This window comes from Psychroserpens jangbogonensis (assembly GCF_000797465.1).
GTDB classification, from domain to species: domain Bacteria; phylum Bacteroidota; class Bacteroidia; order Flavobacteriales; family Flavobacteriaceae; genus Psychroserpens; species Psychroserpens jangbogonensis.
Genome location: NZ_JSWG01000006.1, coordinates 406,832 through 424,602 on the forward strand (window position 1 = coordinate 406,832; position 17,771 = coordinate 424,602).

The 17,771-nt window shown below is 32.0% G+C and carries 17 protein-coding genes and 1 other RNA gene; 10 read left to right on the forward strand and 8 right to left on the reverse strand.

The window, feature by feature from the left end:
• Positions 1-2: 2 nt before the first annotated feature.
• Both RH81_RS05190 and RH81_RS05195 read left to right on the forward strand, forming a co-directional pair.
• Complete coding sequence (locus RH81_RS05190; RefSeq protein ID WP_033958620.1) at positions 3-806, forward strand: polysaccharide biosynthesis/export family protein; 804 nt, start codon at positions 3-5, stop codon at positions 804-806.
• A gap of 10 nt (positions 807-816) precedes the next feature.
• Positions 817-3,147 carry a GumC family protein gene (locus RH81_RS05195; RefSeq protein WP_033958621.1) on the forward strand — a complete coding sequence of 777 codons (2,331 nt, stop codon included), beginning with the start codon at positions 817-819 and terminating at the stop codon, positions 3,145-3,147.
• Between the two features lie 51 nt (positions 3,148-3,198).
• Here RH81_RS05195 and RH81_RS05200 read toward each other — a convergent pair whose 3' ends face one another.
• Entirely contained in the window at positions 3,199-4,371 is a 1,173-nt protein-coding gene (locus tag RH81_RS05200) for a proline dehydrogenase family protein (RefSeq protein WP_033958625.1), read from the reverse strand.
• Positions 4,372-4,465: 94 nt separating this feature from the next.
• Here RH81_RS05200 and aroB point away from each other — a divergent pair, with 94 nt between their 5' ends.
• Positions 4,466-5,545 (forward strand): 3-dehydroquinate synthase, encoded by a 1,080-nt coding sequence (gene aroB, locus RH81_RS05205; RefSeq protein ID WP_033958629.1) that lies wholly within the window; start codon positions 4,466-4,468, stop codon positions 5,543-5,545.
• Between the two features lie 40 nt (positions 5,546-5,585).
• Positions 5,586-6,062 (forward strand): nuclear transport factor 2 family protein, encoded by a 477-nt coding sequence (locus RH81_RS05210; protein ID WP_033958631.1) that lies wholly within the window; start codon positions 5,586-5,588, stop codon positions 6,060-6,062.
• Between the two features lie 204 nt (positions 6,063-6,266).
• Here RH81_RS05210 and RH81_RS05215 read toward each other — a convergent pair whose 3' ends face one another.
• From RH81_RS05215 to RH81_RS05240, 6 genes are read right to left on the reverse strand one after another with little or no spacing between them, the layout of a single operon-like run.
• Positions 6,267-6,815 carry a 1-acyl-sn-glycerol-3-phosphate acyltransferase gene (locus tag RH81_RS05215; RefSeq protein WP_033958633.1) on the reverse strand — a complete coding sequence of 183 codons (549 nt, stop codon included), beginning with the start codon at positions 6,813-6,815 and terminating at the stop codon, positions 6,267-6,269.
• Position 6,816: 1 nt separating this feature from the next.
• Positions 6,817-7,899 carry an iron-containing alcohol dehydrogenase family protein gene (locus tag RH81_RS05220; protein ID WP_033958634.1) on the reverse strand — a complete coding sequence of 361 codons (1,083 nt, stop codon included), beginning with the start codon at positions 7,897-7,899 and terminating at the stop codon, positions 6,817-6,819.
• 37 nt (positions 7,900-7,936) lie between these two features.
• Positions 7,937-8,641, reverse strand: a complete 705-nt coding sequence (locus tag RH81_RS05225) for an HAD family hydrolase (RefSeq protein WP_033958636.1) — start codon at positions 8,639-8,641, stop codon at positions 7,937-7,939.
• Complete coding sequence (gene kdsB / locus RH81_RS05230; RefSeq protein ID WP_033958638.1) at positions 8,638-9,369, reverse strand: 3-deoxy-manno-octulosonate cytidylyltransferase; 732 nt, start codon at positions 9,367-9,369, stop codon at positions 8,638-8,640. Before kdsB ends, RH81_RS05225 begins: the two co-directional genes overlap by 4 nt.
• Before the next feature lie 44 nt (positions 9,370-9,413).
• Positions 9,414-9,980 (reverse strand): DUF4126 domain-containing protein, encoded by a 567-nt coding sequence (locus RH81_RS05235; RefSeq protein ID WP_033958639.1) that lies wholly within the window; start codon positions 9,978-9,980, stop codon positions 9,414-9,416.
• 2 nt (positions 9,981-9,982) lie between these two features.
• The gene (locus RH81_RS05240; protein ID WP_033958645.1) at positions 9,983-11,410 is read right to left on the reverse strand and encodes an ATP-dependent DNA helicase; all 1,428 of its coding nucleotides are present in this window, start codon (positions 11,408-11,410) and stop codon (positions 9,983-9,985) included.
• A gap of 206 nt (positions 11,411-11,616) precedes the next feature.
• Here RH81_RS05240 and RH81_RS05245 point away from each other — a divergent pair, with 206 nt between their 5' ends.
• From RH81_RS05245 to RH81_RS05260, 4 genes are all read left to right on the forward strand, one after another.
• Complete coding sequence (locus RH81_RS05245; protein ID WP_241478958.1) at positions 11,617-12,357, forward strand: hypothetical protein; 741 nt, start codon at positions 11,617-11,619, stop codon at positions 12,355-12,357.
• 2 nt (positions 12,358-12,359) lie between these two features.
• Positions 12,360-13,169 (forward strand): DUF3822 family protein, encoded by an 810-nt coding sequence (locus RH81_RS05250; protein WP_033958648.1) that lies wholly within the window; start codon positions 12,360-12,362, stop codon positions 13,167-13,169.
• The gene (locus tag RH81_RS05255) at positions 13,169-13,708 is read left to right on the forward strand and encodes an RsmD family RNA methyltransferase (RefSeq protein ID WP_033958650.1); all 540 of its coding nucleotides are present in this window, start codon (positions 13,169-13,171) and stop codon (positions 13,706-13,708) included. Before RH81_RS05250 ends, RH81_RS05255 begins: the two co-directional genes overlap by 1 nt.
• A gap of 168 nt (positions 13,709-13,876) precedes the next feature.
• Entirely contained in the window at positions 13,877-14,641 is a 765-nt protein-coding gene (locus RH81_RS05260) for a hypothetical protein (protein ID WP_033958651.1), read from the forward strand.
• Positions 14,642-14,689: 48 nt separating this feature from the next.
• Here the strand turns inward: RH81_RS05260 and rnpB are convergent.
• Positions 14,690-14,993, reverse strand: an RNA gene (gene rnpB / locus RH81_RS16380) — RNase P RNA component class A.
• A gap of 69 nt (positions 14,994-15,062) precedes the next feature.
• Between rnpB and RH81_RS05265 the strand changes: the two genes are divergently transcribed.
• A complete protein-coding gene (locus RH81_RS05265) occupies positions 15,063-15,929 on the forward strand; it encodes a hypothetical protein (RefSeq protein ID WP_033958652.1) in 867 nt (288 codons plus the stop codon).
• Positions 15,930-16,032: 103 nt separating this feature from the next.
• Complete coding sequence (gene dnaX, locus RH81_RS05270; protein ID WP_033958654.1) at positions 16,033-17,766, forward strand: DNA polymerase III subunit gamma/tau; 1,734 nt, start codon at positions 16,033-16,035, stop codon at positions 17,764-17,766.
• Positions 17,767-17,771: the final 5 nt, after the last annotated feature.

Here is a 17,771-nt window from a genome sequence, read left to right on the forward strand (position 1 = left end):
AAATGAATACAAATTTCAACCTAAACCACACAATCAAACTTTTATCAATTTTTATTTTTGTAATAGCATCATCTTGTGCTTCGAGAAAAGATATTGTTTATTTTCAAGATGAACCACTAAATACAGAAAGTGAATTAGACAATATGGTCGAATTAACTTATAAAACTAATGATATACTTACCATTGATGTGTCATCAATCGAGCCTGCTGCTGTAATGCCGTTTAATTTGGCTCCTGTCTCTTATGGAGATACTAATGGTTCAAATTTAAACGCAAACGGAAGCCTTATGAGGCAAACGTATTTGGTCGATCCAAGTGGTAGTATTGAATTTCCAGTTCTTGGAACGTTAACTGTAAGTGGACTGACGAGAACACAAGCAACTGAAATGCTTAAAGAAAGACTCAGAGAATATGTTAGAGATGCTATTGTAAATATTAGACTTATCAATTTCACTGTTACCGTTTTAGGCGAAGTAAATAGACCAGGAACATATACCATACAAGATGAACGAATTTCATTATCTGAAGCCTTAGGTTTAGCTGGAGACTTAACTATTTATGGAAAAAGAGATAATGTCTTTTTAATCCGAGAAGTAAATGGTAAAAAGAAGTATGCAAAACTTGATTTAAGATCAATTAACGTAGTAAATTCTCCTGTATATTATTTATCTCAAAATGATGTGATTTACGTTGAACCTAATAAAGCACAAGTGCGTCAGTCATCATACAACCAAAATACCTCTGTCATTATTTCTGCAGTTGCTACTTTAGCAACCATTGCTGCCATACTCATTAATTCTAAATAATCTAAGCGTTATGGATACAAATAAAGACACCGTTATAAATTTAGTTGAGCTGTACCTCTCAAAATGGAAACTCATTTTGGTTTGTGTTTTAATCGCTTTGGCTGTTGCGTTCTTGAAAATTAGATATAGTACTTTTTTATATCAAGCAAATGCAACTATTAAATTAAAAGAAGATGAAAACTCTCGAAGTTTAGCTGAAATATCATCCCTGCAAAATGGTGGATTAGCAACTACCCTTCCAAATGTAAGTGATGAAATACAAGTCATCAAGTCACGTGCTATTCTAACGGAAGTTGTAAAAGACTTAAAATTAAATATTAAGTATTCAGTACATGGTAAAGTAAAACAGGGGGAAATCTATTCTAATCCTCCTATGAATATTAGTTTCTTTATGAGTGATTCACTCATTGGGAAAATAAATAAATCATTATTTATAAAGATTATATCCGCCCAGAAATTTGAATTATCTAATGTAAATACCAAAAAACTTTTTGAATTCTCTAATGGAGAAACCACTACACATAGTTTTGGTGATAAGGTCGAAACTACATTTGGAGAATTTGTATTAACTCCAAATATTGGCAATTATGGTGCTGATCCAGACTCTTATGTTGAAATTAGCATCAAACCTATTCATAGCGTTGTCGAATCCTATTTAAGCGCAATTAAGATTAGTACTACTGAAAAATCTAATGTCATTAATTTATCGCTCAAAGAGAGTGTGAAAGAAAAAGCTCGTTTGATATTGGACAAAGTCATTGAAAAATATAATGATGATGTTATTTACGATAAAGAGTTAATCGTTAAAACCACTTCAGATTTTATCACTAACCGATTGAATATTGTATCAAACGAATTAGAACAGGTCGATTTTACTGCTGAAAAACTTCAAAAGAACAACAGGTTAACAGCATTGTCTTCACAATCAAGTATCTTTTTAGAAAGCGAACGTCAAACTGATGCTAAAATCAGTGAAACTAATAACCAACTGCAATTGGCTGAATATATGACTGAAAGTCTCAATGATGAAAGTAGAGACTCAGACCTATTACCAGATATGGCAATTGGAACTAGTGACGTCAAACAGCTCACAAAAAGTCACAACGACTTAGTATTACAGCGTGATCGAATATTAAAAAATTCAAGTAATAAAAATCCAACAGTTGTTAAACTTAATGATCAAATCAACGCATTAAAAAACAACTTGAACCAGAGTTTAGGTAATATTAAATCTGCTAATGAAATCACTTTAAAAAATCTTAATCGTGAAGGCAGCAGAATTAGAGGACAAATCTATTCGGCACCAGGAAAAGAACGTCAGTTTAGAGACATTAAGCGTCAACAGGATATTAAAGAATCCCTTTACCTTTACTTATTAGAAAAACGTGAAGAAACAGCTATCACTTTGGGTATGTCAACAGCCAATGCAAAAGTTATCGATTATGCATACACAAATGATAACCCTGTGTCACCAAATAAGAGGATCATATACTTAGCTTCATTACTATTAGGCCTTATAATTCCTGTATCACTTATTTACGCTTTAGATTTAATAGATAACAAAGTCCAGACAAAAGAGGATGTATTGCGATTAGTCAAAGCACCATTTATTGGAGATATTCCTAAATCTGATTTGAAACATAAAGTTGTTAAAAAGGTTGATTATTCGCCTAAAGCAGAAGCATTCAGAATTATAAGAACGAATGTTAACTTTATGCTCCAAAAATCAGAGATACATTGTAAAACTGTTTTTGTAACCTCTACTACTGCTCAAGAAGGAAAGTCACATACAGCGACTAACCTAGCTAGTTCATTTTCTTTTTCGGGAAAGAAAACTTTGCTTATAGAGACAGATATTAGGGTCCCAAGAGTAAATGATTATTTAAAAATAAAAGCAGATAAAGGGTTAACCGAATTTATTTCAGATAAGAGTTTAAATATTGAAGACGTAACCATTAAGGCTCCTGAGAATTCATTTTTAGATGTCATTCCATCTGGAGCAATTCCACCTAATCCAGCTGAATTATTGATGAGCGATCGAGTAACCTATTTATTTGATAATGCAAAAAAACAGTATGACTATATTATTGTTGATACAGCAGCTGTTGGCTTAGTTACTGACACTTTACTTATTTGTGATCATGCTGATATTTTTATCTATGTAGTAAGTGCCAATAATATTGATAAACGTCAATTGCATATTGCACAAACCATGTATGAAGAAAAACGTTTGCCAAATATGGTAACGCTTCTCAATGGAAGTGTTAAAAAGAAAGGTTATGGTTATGGCTACGGAAATAATCCACAGCAAAAAAAGAAATGGTACAACCCATTTAAATAAAATAACAAAAGAAAAAATCCGCAATATTAATCAATTGCGGATTTTTTATGTTTAAAGTTTACGTCGCTTTTTTTCTTGCTTGAGTAAATTGAGCTCTCTACTCGTTTGTCCAGCAACTGATGTGTTTTCTTCTGCTCGCCTAATCAAATAAGGCATAACATCTTTAACCGGTCCAAAAGGCACATATTTAGCTACATTATAACCTTTTTCTGCCAAATTAAAACTTATATGATCACTCATACCGTAAAGTTGTCCAAACCAAACATTATTATCCTTTTTGTCAATACCTAATTGATTCATCAGATCCATAGCCAAATAACAGCTTTCCTCATTATGAGTTCCTATAAATAATGAAATAGCATCAAGGTGATTCAAAATATAGGTCATGCAGGAGTTGAAATTATTGTCTGTTACCTGCTTGGTTACACAAATTGGTGATTGATATCCATTCTCTTCTGCTCTAATTCGTTCCTTCTCCATATAAGCACCTCTAACAATCTTAAAACCTAATTTATAGTTTTGTGATTTTGAGCGCTCATGAATTCCTTTTAAATAATCAAATCTATCCCAGCGATACGCTTGTAAGGTATTGTAAACAATTGGCTTACCTTCATTATACTTTCGCATTAAATTTTCACAGAGCTCATCAGCAGCATCTTGAATCCAACTTTCTTCACCATCAATTAAAACCTCTACATCTTTTTCTTTAGCCAAGCTACAAACAGCATCAAAACGAGCTTCTATCCTATTCCATTCTTCTTGTTCTGCATCAGTAAATACTTTTCCTTCTCCTTTTTTCTGGTATAAATAAAAACGTCCAAAACCTGTAGGTTTAAATACAACAATTGGCATTGCTTCTTTCTCATCGGCAAACTTTATGATTTTTAGTATCTTATCTCTTGCTTCATCAAAAGTAGACTCTTCCTCTTTACCTTCAACAGAATAATCCAAAACGGAACTCACGCCTTTTGCAAACATTTTGTCTATGACAGGTATGCAATCTTCTTCATTTACACCTCCACAGAAGTGATCAAACACCGTAGACCTTATCAAGCCCTCAACAGGCAAATTTGCTTTTAAAGCAAAATTTGTTGCTGCTGTTCCTATTCGAACTAGAGGTTGATGAGAAATCATCTTGAATAGGAAATAAGCTCGTTCTAACTGAGAATCGTTTTTGAGTGCAAAAGCAACTTCAGTGTTTTCAAAAAGTGTATTTGTTTTCATCTAAAAAAAATATATAACAAAAATAATTATTCGGTAGTTATTATTTTACTAAAAACAGCTAATTTTCCACTTTATTATTAAGACACTAATAGCGATGAATTCCATAGAAACAGAAACATATAAAGTTCATTTTAATTCGAAAGGATACGAAGAACTGAATCGTTATATAAACAAGCATAACTTTTCAAAGATTTTCATCCTTGTTGACACTAATACCCATGAGCACTGCTTAACAGCATTTATGTCGCAGTTAAAAGCGAACATAGCAATGGAAATCATTGAGATTGATGCTGGAGAACAGCACAAAACAATAGAGACTTGTGTTGGTGTTTGGAATGCCTTATCTGATCTAAATGCTGACCGGAAAAGTATTTTACTTAATCTTGGTGGTGGAGTTGTTACAGATCTTGGAGGATTTGTAGCTAGTACATTTAAAAGAGGGATTAAGTACATAAATATCCCAACATCTTTACTAGCCATGGTCGATGCTTCTGTTGGTGGAAAAACTGGAGTAGATCTTGGCACTGTGAAAAATCAAATTGGTATTATAAACTCTGGAGATATCGTTTTAATTGACACGTCATTTTTAGACACACTTCCTCAAAATCAATTGAAATCTGGTTTAGCCGAAATGCTTAAACACGGTTTAATTAAAGACAAAGCTTATTTTGAAACTTTAACTGATTTATCAAAGCTTACATTAAATGATTTAGATGATTTGATTTATGAATCTGTGATTATTAAGAAAAACATTGTGACTGAAGATCCTAATGAACTAGGTATTAGGAAGCATCTTAATTTTGGACATACACTTGGACATGCCATTGAATCTTACTTCTTAGAATCTGAACATAAAGAAGAATTACTGCATGGTGAAGCAGTTGCTGTAGGTATGGTTTTAGAATGTTATTTGTCTGCTGAATTACTAAATTTTTCAAAAGACGATTTAGAAAGTATCACGAAGGCAATTAACATGATTTATAAGCCTGTTATTTTCGAAGACAAGGATTATGCTCCAATTATAGAGTTTTTAAAATTCGATAAGAAAAATGAGCATGGTAATATCAATTTTGTTCTACTAGAAGCTATAGGTCAACCTAAAATAGATTGTTTAGCACCCAACGAACTAATTTTAGAAGCTTTTCAATTCTATAATAACTCAATCAATAATTAAGTATTAAACTAATTCGTAACTTTAATGCATATTAAAATTTATGAATAACGTAATTGAAACTTTCTACAATGCATTTAGTAATCTAGATGCTGAAACCATGGCATCTTGTTACCATGAAGATATCGTATTTGAAGATCCTGCATTTGGTGTTTTAAAAGGAGAACGCGCAAAGAATATGTGGAGAATGCTTTGTGAGTCACAAAAGAACAAAGATTTCCAAGTGACATTTTCAAACATTACTTCTAACAATAATGAAGGCTCTGCTTCTTGGCAAGCTTTTTACACATTTAGTAAAACAGGCAGAAAAGTCCACAATATCATTGACGCACGTTTTGAGTTTAAAGATGGAAAGATCATTAAACATACAGACACATTTAATTTACATAAATGGTCAAAACAAGCATTAGGTTTAAAAGGATTTATTTTAGGAAGAACTAAATATTTCAGTAATAAGCTAAAAGCACAAACGAATAAACTATTAGATCATTTTGAAAAAAAGAAAGCTAGCTCAAATTAATGAGGTAGCTTTATTTATAACCAGAACTGTTTCTTTTTAGGGACGTCAACGTTTACTTTATGTTTCAGCATTGGCTACACTAGTAGTATCCAAACACTATGCCATAGTACTGTAAGTGGTTGATTTTTAGATGAAACCATAAATTATTCGATTAATGAAACTATAAGTTCTAAAATTAAATAAGTTCGAGCTGAATAAAAGACATTAAGAGTATTCTGGTTTTTTACCTACTACGCCTTTAAAAAAGGATTTCATGAATTTAAAATCTGCTTCAATATCATCTGTTGGGTAAAAAGGTTCGGAAATATTATTTCTTTTATTTTTAAAATCTAGAGTGAACATAATAATTGGCACTTTAGCTTCCTTGGCGATATAATAGAAGCCGGTTTTCCACTCCTTTACCTTTTTTCTAGTTCCTTCTGGAGCAAGAGTTAATCTAAACTCATCTTTACCTTCGAATAATTTCGCAATAGCTTGTACTTTGTTTTGACCTGAAGTTCTATCTAAAGGAGCACCACCAACATATCTAAAATACCAACCAAAAGGCCATTTAAACAATTCCTTCTTGCCAACAAAATTGGTTTTAATTCCAGAAATTTTTCTCAATATTATACCAATATAGAAATCATGCCAACTTGTATGAGGCACAGCAATAATAACTGCTTTTTTAATGGTATTATTTGAGAAATTGGTGTTTCCTGTAATTTCCCAACCAAGAAGTTTGAAATAGATAAATTTAGCTAACCAACGCATATTACATCTTTTGATATAAACTTTTGAGTTTATCTCTTGTAATAATTTGCTTCCAGTTTTTCCCTACAGCATTTATCCAAAGAGGTTCTAAACTTAAAGCAACATCAATCATAATATCAAATTCATCATCACCTAAATTAGAACATAAGCCTTGAGGCAATTCAATATTGTGCTTTTGTTTCATTTGCTTAAATAGCTTTACACCATCAGGATAAAACTCTTCTAAATGATCAAAAACAACACAATTCCCAATACCATGCTTAGTGCCGAGTAAATAAGACAGACCGTAACTCATGGCATGAGCTACTCCAACTTGAGAATATGCAATACTCATTCCTCCATGCCAAGATGCCATCATGAGTTTATCTTGTGAATCTTCTACTGATAAATTATCTTCCGTGAAAATTTCAAGACATAATTGGTAAGCCTTCTCACCATAACTCTGACTAAAAGCATTAAGATACGTACCGTTTAAAGATTCGATACAATGAATATAGCAATCCATTCCTGTATAAAACCATTGTTCTTTTGGAACGTCTTTAGCTAATTCTGGATCTAAAATAACTTGATCAAAGGGTGTGTGATCAGAATTAATTCCAAGCTTCTTTTGAGGTCCAGTGAGAACTGTCGTTCTTGACACTTCTGCACCTGTACCAGAAATTGTAGGAATACCAACATGATAAATTGCTGGTGATTTCACTAAATCCCAGCCTTGATAATTTTTTGCTTCACCTTTGTTAGTTAGAAGAATGGAAACAGCTTTAGCGAGATCTAAAATTGTACCTCCTCCAATACCGATAATCCCAGAAGGACGATCTTTGTGGGAAAGTATAATTTGTTCTACCAACTCATCAACCTGAGATGTTTTTGGCTCTTCATCTGCTGATATATAAAGTAATTGATCATTATATGCAATAGGAATTCGAGACGTAAGCCAAGAATTGCCCTTAAACACATCATCAACCAAAAAAATAAATGGTGCTTTTATGTTTTGCCTTTTAGGTGCAATGATATCACCTAACTGGTTAAAACTGCCTCGTCCAAATACAACTCTGGACACCATTGGATAATTTTTATAGCTCATTCGTTTTAAAATCTTAAATAAAGCTTTGCTTTAATTTTTAGTTTAATACTTGAATGACATCAAGTAAACTATGTACTGTTTTATATGCTTTGTTTTTTGTTTCATCGTCATTTACCTGTTCATGTAACCATGTTGTATGAAAAGGTATATGAATTGCTTTTGCATTTAAATTTACTAAAGGCAAAATATCGGATTTTAATGAATTTCCAATCATTAAAAACTCAGAAGCCTTAATATCTAAATGATTTAATAATTTAGAATAATTAGCTTCCTGCTTATCGCTAAGCACTTCTATATGGTGAAAATAACCTGTTAATCCAGATTTATCTAATTTTCGTTCTTGATCAAGTAAATCTCCTTTTGTCACCAAAATTAACCTATAATCACTAGATAAGGTTTTAAGTGCTACTTCAACACCTTCAAGCAATTCTACAGGTTTATTCAACATGTCTTTTCCAATGTTCAAAATAGCATTAATTGTTGAATTAGAAACTTCATTGTTAGATAATTCTAAAGCCATTTCTACCATTGATAATACAAATCCTTTGACACCATAACCATAAAGCGGAAGGTTTTCCATTTCCATTTTAAATAGCTCTTGATCAATTTTATTGGCTGTTTCATACCTAGCCAATAACTTTGCGAATTCTAATTCTGCATCTCTAAAATACGTTTCATTTACCCAAAGCGTATCATCGGCATCAAACCCTATTACCTTTATGTCTTTGTATTCTTTATTCAATTATTCCAAAGTTTTTTTGCGCGTTCTAGATCTTCAGGAGTATCTATTTCAACACCTTCAACCGTCGTTTCAACCATTTTGATTCGCTTCCCATATTCTAAATATCGAATACATTCAATCTTTTCAGTTGCTTCGATAAACTGCATTGGTAATTTGTAAAAATCTAGTAATGCTTGCTTTCTAAAAGCATAAATTCCTTTATGTTTAAAATAGCGAGTTCCAGCTTCTTTATCTCTTGGATAAGGAATCGGGCTTCTAGAAAAATAGAGTGCAAAATTGTTTTGATCAACAATAACTTTAACCGTATTAGGATTACTAATTTCGTCCCAATCATGAATTTCAACCATTAATGAAGCCAAATCAATCTCTTTATTGTGGTCGTCTTTAAAAGCTTTTAAAACTTTTTCCAAGCTTTCTCGTTCAGTAAAAGGCTCATCACCTTGCACATTAACAACAATATCAACATCAAGATCTTCAACAGCTTCAGCGATTCTATCACTACCTGATTGATGATCTTTTTTACTCATAATTGCTTTCCCTCCATTCGAAACAATTTCATTAAAAATAATTTCACTGTCTGTAACTACATAAACTTCATCAAATAATTGAGTAGCGACTGTAGCTTCATAAGTTCTTACGATAACGCTCTTGCCTGCCAAATTCTGCATGAGTTTGCCTGGAAATCGCGATGCACTATAACGTGCAGGTATCATTGAAATTATTTTCATGGATAGTTAAAGAATTCATTCAAAAATAAAACTTTTAAAGGAATTTAAGGCTGACTTGGTCTAATCTTTTTATAAAGCCTAAAAATGACATATAAAATGATTATTACAAAGATAAAAGCGATCACTGGAATGAAAATTGAAAATACAGACATGACGATAGAAGTCCCTGTTTCTATGGTAGAAACTACAGGGTTTGCAATTCCTCCAGTAGTTGCAGTAGACACTAATCGTGTGGCTCCTGAACTTCCTGCCACTGCTGCAGCTGTTCCTCCTCCTGCAATTATTGCTAGAGCCCAAGTAATCGCAGGACTTAAATCTGCAACTGTAGATACCATAACTGCTGTACCTGCAATTGCTGCCAATGGAATCGCTATAGAATCTAAAACGTTATCTATATATGGAATGTAATATGCGAATATTTCAACTAAAGTTGCAACACCAAGTGTAATGACAGCAGTTAAACTACTAATCCATACCCAAGATTCATTTAGCTCCCAAACATTAAAAAAAGATGCTAAACTCAATGCGAATAGTGGCACAAAAACTCTAAAGCCTACAGAAGCTGCAAGTCCAATTCCTAAAAAAATACTAATTATAGTTTCAGTTGTCATCATTAAATATCTTCAAAAAACTCGTCCTTAAAGCCTATAAGATACAATTTGTCTTTTGCTCTTGTTACGGCTGTATATAACCATCTTAAATAATCTCTATCCACTCCATTTGGTAAATAAGGTTGTTCAACAAAAATTGTATGCCATTGACCTCCTTGTGATTTATGACATGTAATGGCGTATGAGAATTTCACTTGTAATGCGTTAAAGTGTCTATTTCCTTTAATCTTCAGAAACTTTCTATATTTTGAAGTTTCGTCTTCATAATCTTTTTGCACTTCCTGATACAATCTATTACTCTCTTCGTATGGCAAAGAAGGAGTTTCTGCTTCAATCGTATCCAATAATAATACCGTTTCAAAAGGGCTCATTTTTGGATAATCAACCATTTTCACTTTGACTTCAGCGAAACGAAATCCATATAATTCAGTAATTGAAAAAATCTCTAGGACTTGAATGATATCTCCATTCGCTATAAAACCAGCTTCAGAAGTTGGTTTAATCCAGAAATAATTATTTTTAACAACCATTAAAAAATCACCAACAGTTAATTCATTTTCGTTAAATAAAATTCGGTTTCGAATTTGCTGATTATAAAGATTAGCACGTTTATTACTTCTTACAATAATTGCAGTTTCTTCATGTCCGTTTTGACTATAAGCGTCATTAATGGCATCCATAACTTCTTGTCCATCAATTAAACGAATAATATCTTTAAATCCATTGACATTAAATTTAAACGACTCATAAAATTCATTATCAAGAACCTCTCTTAGCTTAGTTGCGTTTTCCAGAATACCAGAATCTTGTTCTTGTCTTACCACTTCATCCAACTCAATACTAGTTACTTCCTTATTATAATTCATACTAAGTATTTCTGAATTTAGAGCAGGACTTAACTCAGATTTTACTGGAGGCAATTGAGCTTTATCACCAATTAACAAGAGCTTACATTTATGTCCAGAATATACATATTGCATTAAATCATCAAGTAAAGATCCGTTTTCAAAAAGTTTAGAATCTGCTGGTATATCAGGAATCATTGATGCTTCGTCAACAATGAAAATTGTGTTTCTATGCTTATTAGGTTGCAATACAAACTTTACTCCTCCTCCTTTATCCTTTTTTGGAAAGTATATTTTTTTATGAATTGTAAAAGCTTCTTTTTTTGAGTAATTTGAAATCACTTTGGCAGCTCGACCAGTTGGAGCCATTAAAACTGCACTCCTTTTTGTTTCCCACAAGTTAGAAACTAAGGTTCCTATTATACTTGTTTTTCCTGTACCTGCGAAACCTTTTAGGAGGTATAAACTGTTTGGCACATCGCTATATACAAACTGAGATAATTGATCTAAAACAATTAATTGTTTGGTCGTTGGTTCAAAAGGAAACTTTTTGTTTAGAAGTTTATAAAATTCTGATGATGTCATGCAAAGTAATATGAATATCGTTATGAATGCAAGATAAAACTAAATATGAGCTGACCTAAAATGGTTTTCATAATTTAATTTATATGGAACAATTTTTATATCTTACACTTTTAATTCTTTTTTGTTTCTAAGATTTTTGTGAACAAAAAAAAATTGTAGATTTGCGTAATACCTTTACTAAAAATAACTAATAAAATAATCTAACTATGTTAACAGCAATTCTTACGGTTGTAGGTTTAATAATCCTTACGGTTGGTATCGTTTGGCTAATCGATAAATTTGTGCCAAAAAAAATAAAACCAATACTCAATCTTTTACTTTGGGTATTAATTATCTTTTTAGGTTATTTAACTTTTGATTCTGTTTATGGTGAAATTAAATTTAATCAACTAAAAGAAAAACGTTACAAAATAGTTATTGAAAACCTAAAAGATATTAGAGATGCGCAATTAGCACATAGAACTGTTACTGGTAAGTTTTCAGATAATTTTGATGGATTAGTAAAATTTATTGATACTGCAAAATTCACGATTACACAACGTAGAGATTCAACTATAGTTGATGAAGAATTGACAAAGCGTTATGGTGGAGTAGAAACGACTAGAGATATTGTTATTATAGATACTCTAGGTTTTGTTCCTGTAAAAGATTCAATATTTGGTGCAGATAATAGATACAAAACAATGATGAATGTTCCTGGAACAAAAAATGGAGAAAAATTTAAACTAAATGCTGGTAAGTTACCAGATGAAGATATCGCAGTTTTTGAAGCATCGGTTGACAAATCAATTATTCTTCACGATCAAAACAAAAACTTAGTTAATAAAGAAAAGCAAGTTGTAGCTGTAGATGGTGTTAATGGTCCAACCTTAAAAGTTGGTTCAATGACCGAAGTCTATACTAAAGGTAATTGGCCTAAAAGTTTCAACTCCAAAAAAGAAGATTAGGTTTGAAACCAAATACTATTAAAGACTTGTCCATTCAAATTCGTTTGAGTGGACTTTCTTTTTGCATTTTAAATCGCACTACAAATACTATAGAGCGACTTCAGCATATGCAGCTTGAAAAAAAATCAACTCCTTTTGAGTTGCTTAAACAATTAAAAACGATTATTGAATCTAATGCCGATTTTGATCAAACATTTGATTCTGTCTTATGTATTTATCAAAATGAGCTTTCTACTTTAGTTCCAAAATCATTATTCAATGAAAACCATTTAGCAGATTATTTAAAATTTAATGCTAAAATATTAAAGACCGATTTTATTGATTACGACACCATATCAATTAATGATAGCGCTAATGTATATGTGCCATTAGTAAATGTGAATAATTATCTTTTTGAGACGTTTGGGAGCTTCATCTACAAACATGCATCAACCATTTTGATTGAGTCTGTTTTGCAAAACTCTTCAAAACATAAAGACATTGAACTTTATGTAAATGTAGGCAACCTTCATTTTGAAATGATAGCGGCCAAAAACAAAGATCTTATATTTTACAATACGTTTGATTATAACACAAAAGAAGATTTTATCTATTACATACTTTTTTCAATCGAACAACTAAAACTCGATCCCGAAACTGTAAAAATTCATCTATCTGGACAGATAAATAAAGATGATGACTTATTCAATATTGTATATAAGTATGTTCGTTTTGTTGATTTTTTAGAACCATTTTGTAACTATGAGTTTAATTTTAGCAAACAACCCAGCGGAAAGCATAATAACTTTATACTCTTAAATAGTTTTAACTAATGCGTATTATCTCAGGACAATTTAAAAGCAGACGAATAACTGCTCCAAAAAAACTACCTGTACGTCCAACGACAGACATGGCAAAGGAATCCTTGTTTAATATTTTAAACAATGAGTATTATTTTGATGATATTTCTGTATTAGATTTGTTCGCTGGCACTGGGAATATTAGTTATGAGTTTGCATCTCGTGGAACACAGGAAATAACAGCTGTTGATGAAAATCACGGTTGTATTAAATTCATTAACGAAACAGCAAAAGACTTAGATATGTCTATCACAACTATTAAAAGTGATGTTTTTAAATACCTAGAAAGGGCAAAACAAGAATTTACTGTCATTTTTGCTGATCCTCCTTATAATTTTTCAGTTGAAGATTTTTCAAAAATTCCTGAGTTAATATTCCAAAATAAATTTTTACAAGAAGAAGGATTACTCATAGTTGAGCATTCAAAACATACCGATATATCGCATTTAAAAAACTATTCACATTCTAAAGGTTATGGTGGTAATTGTTTTAGCTTCTTTAAATTTACGTAAGGTTTTTCTTATATTTTAAGTCGTTTTTTTTTAGTAATTTAGTAATCTCCACACCACTTTAACTCTCTGAGTTAATGTTCCCCTATTCTATGTTCTATTTTAAATCTATTTATGGATGGTATTAGACGTGTTCTAATTGAAATGAATAATTAACTAAAACCAACCAATATGAAATCAGTAAAACAATTTTTAAAACTACTAGTTGTAGTAACTTTATTTTGCAACTTTGCTTATGCTCAAGACGAAGAGCCAACTATGTATAATGTTCATACAGACTTTGTCAATTTCGATAAACTGGCTCAATATGAGCAAGTAGCTAAAGAACTAAAAGACAACTGCATAAAGCATGGTGTAAAGAATATGAGTTGGCTAACTGTAAGTACTGAAGACGGTAGATACATGTATGTTTCCCAAGTAGATAATATGGCAGAATTAGACACTAATGTAATGGCAGAATTACGCGAAAAAATGGGAAAAGAGGCTGTTGGAGCAATGCTTAACAAAATGGATGAATGCTATGATGCACATGGTAATGAAATAGTGCATTACCTTCCTGGACTATCTTATAATCCAGAAGGATATTCAAGAGAAGGTATGAATGAACGTGAATACCATTTCCTTTACTATTCTCCAAAAAATGGAGGTGCGCTTGGTGATGCAATTGAAAAAATAAAAGAATTGTTCACTGCTAAAGGTGTCAAAAATGGTTACAATGTATATCATAGCGGATTTGGAAGTGACGAAAGCTATTTCATGGTTGCTGTTGCTGGCAAAAGCGCATTGCATATTGCTCAAACTGGAGAAGATAACGATGTACTATTAGGAGAAGGGAAAGACGCTGTGTTTTTTGAAATGATTCAATTAACATCAAAATATGACCAGGTTAATGGAACTATTAGACCAGATTTAAGCTATTCTCCGACAAAAGAATAACTACAGGCATTTCAAAATAAAAAACCATCTATTTCTAGATGGTTTTTTTATTTAAGCAAATCTATAAGCCGAATCCTGTACTCAAAAGAGCCCTTATCATTTATCTACGCTTACTGTTACCAGCAAACTTTAGCTGCCTACCCTCTAGCATCGCGCGTGTACGCTCAAGCACTAGTTTACATGACATTGCACCTCATAGAGTTTACCTGGTTTCACTACAGCATAACCTGTACATACTTTCTGTTGCACTTTTCCTCACCTCTCGATGGATGGCTGTTAGCCACTATGATTGCACTATGGTGTTCGGACTTTCCTACCCTAATAAATTAGAATCGATAAGGCGATTTACTAGTCGCAAAAATACAACAATCATTAAAATAGAATTATTATATTAGTTGAAATTAAAATAGAAAAATTAGATATGAAAATACTTATAATCTGTGTATGTATTTCTTTAGTATGTTTTAATGCAAACGCTCAATTGGGATTACTCGGAAAGAAACCAGTAAAGCAAGTTGAAACTTTGCGTGAAAGACCTTTACTAGTTGTACTTTGGGATGAAGGAGAGCTAGACGATTTTAATGAAAACATTAAGAAAGCATTAGATTTAGCTTGGACATTCTCTACAGATATTAGATATATTTCAAAAGATGAATGGAAAACAATCTACAAAGATAAAGATGAGGCTAAAAAGTATGCTCATTTGTATTACACGAAGAAAATGCTTGGAGGAAACGCTCCTGATCACAGTTTACTAATTGGACTAGTTGAAAATAAAGTATCCACACATTTTGCGTTTACACCACATCTAGGTTTGGCAGATTTAATTTTTTCATTAAAAAACATACAAATAGATCTTGAAATCGGTAATGACTATAAGAACAAAATGAAAGAAATGGGTAAAAATGCTTCTAAATTTCTAAATGACTCACTCGAAACTAAAACAGTCTATTTTGATGAGGCTAATGTTTCTAAAAAGTTTCTAAAAAAAATACATGATGTTTATCCTTTTAAATATGAAATCGTTTCTAAGGAAGAAATAGATGATGCTATACTTAATAAAGATTCTGATATCCTGTTTTTCAGACAAGTAGTAAGAGCTCAAAGACCACTTACAAAAACTAGAACAGATATTTCTGGAAAAACTACAGCTAAAACTGCCAGTATGAATGTACCTGTTACGTTCGTGTATAAAGCCTCCGATTTAGAGATAATATCAGGAGTTGGAATGGGTAATGACATTGGTATTAAGGATGTTGAACGATTTTTATCACTAATGGACTACTAGCCTACATTTAATATCATAAACTGTTAATAACTCTTACTAAAATAAGGACTCATAATTCCTGTTTTTACATTGAATTTTTAACTTTGTATTCTAAGTTTTTTTAATGGAACATTTCATCGTATCGGCTCGAAAGTATAGACCACAAACGTTTAAGGACGTTGTTGGTCAGCAAGCGATTACCAATACGTTATTGAATGCCATTGAAAATAATCACCTAGCTCAAGCATTATTATTTACAGGTCCACGTGGTGTTGGTAAAACAACATGTGCTCGTATTCTGGCTAAAATGATAAACAGTGATGGCTCAGAAACTGAAGAAGAAGATTTTGCGTTTAATATCTTTGAATTAGATGCAGCTTCAAACAACTCTGTTGATGATATTAGAAGTTTAACAGACCAAGTTCGAATTCCTCCTCAAGTTGGTAAATACAAAGTTTATATTATTGATGAGGTACACATGTTATCACAAGCAGCATTTAATGCGTTTTTGAAAACATTAGAAGAACCACCTAAGCATTGTGTTTTTATTTTAGCAACTACTGAAAAACATAAGATCATTCCAACGATATTATCACGTTGTCAGATTTTTGATTTTAAACGTATTACTGTTACAGATACCAAAAAATATTTAACATATATAGCCCAAGAGCAAGGAATTACTGCCGAAGATGATGCTTTACATATCATTGCTCAAAAAGCTGATGGAGCCATGCGTGATGCACTTTCCATCTTTGATCGTGTGGTGAGTTTTTCTGGTAAAAATCTAACCAGACAAGCCGTTACCGAAAATTTAAATGTACTAGACTACGAAACCTATTTTAAAAGTACAGACTTAATACTCGAGAATAAAATTCCGGAGTTGTTAATTCAGTTTAATGAAACGCTTTCAAAAGGATTTGATGGTCATCATTATATTGCTGGACTAGCCTCTCACTTTAGAGATTTATTAGTTTGCCAAAGCGAACAAACTTTAGAGCTATTAGAAGTTGGTGATGATACCAAACTCAAATATCAAGAACAGTCCAGAAAGGCTAGTCATAGTTTTCTGGTTAGAGGTATAGAACTCGCAAACGACTGCGATCTCAAATACAAAAGCAGTAGAAATCAACGATTACTTGTTGAACTATGTATCATGCAATTAGCCTCTATCACTTTTGATGGAGAAAAAAAAAATAGCAAACATTACATAATTCCTGCTTCTTACTTTAAATCTAAAGGCATCACTCCTATTCCTGTTGTTATTCCAAAGAAAACAGAAGTAAAAGAGAATTCAGATCATCTAGAAATTAAAGAAGTCGACAAGGTAGAAAAGCCTAAAGAAGTTGTTGCGGCTCATGCCAATAAACCTTTACCCAAAATCGACTTAAAAAACGATCATAGAACTTCTGGATTATCATTAAAAAGTATAAAAGCAAAAAAGGAACATCTCATTAGGCAGATGGAAGTTGTAATAGATGTTGAAGATTTACCAAAAGAAGAGGTAACAGAAGATGCTTTTCTCAAAACATGGAAGTCATATGTCGAACTACTTCATAAAAAAGGAGAAAAAATTATGGCTTCTATTTTAGAAATGGATACGCCTAAACTTGATAATACAAGTATTAAAATCACCTTTCCTAATGAGACGCTCAAGGTAGAATTAGAAAGAGCGCAATATCCTTTAATGGAGTATTTACGCAAGACCTTAAAGAATTACGATTTAAAACTTGATATCAGTGTAAATGAAGAGGCTTCAAAGAAGTACGTCTTCACTGACCAAGATAAATATGAAAAGCTTAAAGAAAAGAATCCTAATATTGAACTTCTTAGAACTACCTTCGGTTTAGATATCAACTAATTTTT

Excerpts from the sequence above, each read along its gene's own strand:
- RH81_RS05190 (WP_033958620.1), top strand. The coding sequence starts at position 3 with ATGAATACAAATTTCAACCTAAACCACACAATCAAACTTTTATCAATT.
- RH81_RS05195 (WP_033958621.1), top strand. The coding sequence starts at position 817 with ATGGATACAAATAAAGACACCGTTATAAATTTAGTTGAGCTGTACCTC.
- RH81_RS05200 (WP_033958625.1), bottom strand. The coding sequence starts at position 4,371 with ATGAAAACAAATACACTTTTTGAAAACACTGAAGTTGCTTTTGCACTC.
- aroB (WP_033958629.1), top strand. The coding sequence starts at position 4,466 with ATGAATTCCATAGAAACAGAAACATATAAAGTTCATTTTAATTCGAAA.
- RH81_RS05210 (WP_033958631.1), top strand. The coding sequence starts at position 5,586 with ATGAATAACGTAATTGAAACTTTCTACAATGCATTTAGTAATCTAGAT.
- RH81_RS05215 (WP_033958633.1), bottom strand. The coding sequence starts at position 6,815 with ATGCGTTGGTTAGCTAAATTTATCTATTTCAAACTTCTTGGTTGGGAA.
- RH81_RS05220 (WP_033958634.1), bottom strand. The coding sequence starts at position 7,899 with ATGAGCTATAAAAATTATCCAATGGTGTCCAGAGTTGTATTTGGACGA.
- kdsB (WP_033958638.1), bottom strand. The coding sequence starts at position 9,369 with ATGAAAATAATTTCAATGATACCTGCACGTTATAGTGCATCGCGATTT.
- RH81_RS05235 (WP_033958639.1), bottom strand. The coding sequence starts at position 9,980 with ATGACAACTGAAACTATAATTAGTATTTTTTTAGGAATTGGACTTGCA.
- RH81_RS05240 (WP_033958645.1), bottom strand. The coding sequence starts at position 11,410 with ATGACATCATCAGAATTTTATAAACTTCTAAACAAAAAGTTTCCTTTT.
- RH81_RS05245 (WP_241478958.1), top strand. The coding sequence starts at position 11,617 with ATGTTAACAGCAATTCTTACGGTTGTAGGTTTAATAATCCTTACGGTT.
- RH81_RS05255 (WP_033958650.1), top strand. The coding sequence starts at position 13,169 with ATGCGTATTATCTCAGGACAATTTAAAAGCAGACGAATAACTGCTCCA.
- RH81_RS05260 (WP_033958651.1), top strand. The coding sequence starts at position 13,877 with ATGAAATCAGTAAAACAATTTTTAAAACTACTAGTTGTAGTAACTTTA.
- RH81_RS05265 (WP_033958652.1), top strand. The coding sequence starts at position 15,063 with ATGAAAATACTTATAATCTGTGTATGTATTTCTTTAGTATGTTTTAAT.
- dnaX (WP_033958654.1), top strand. The coding sequence starts at position 16,033 with ATGGAACATTTCATCGTATCGGCTCGAAAGTATAGACCACAAACGTTT.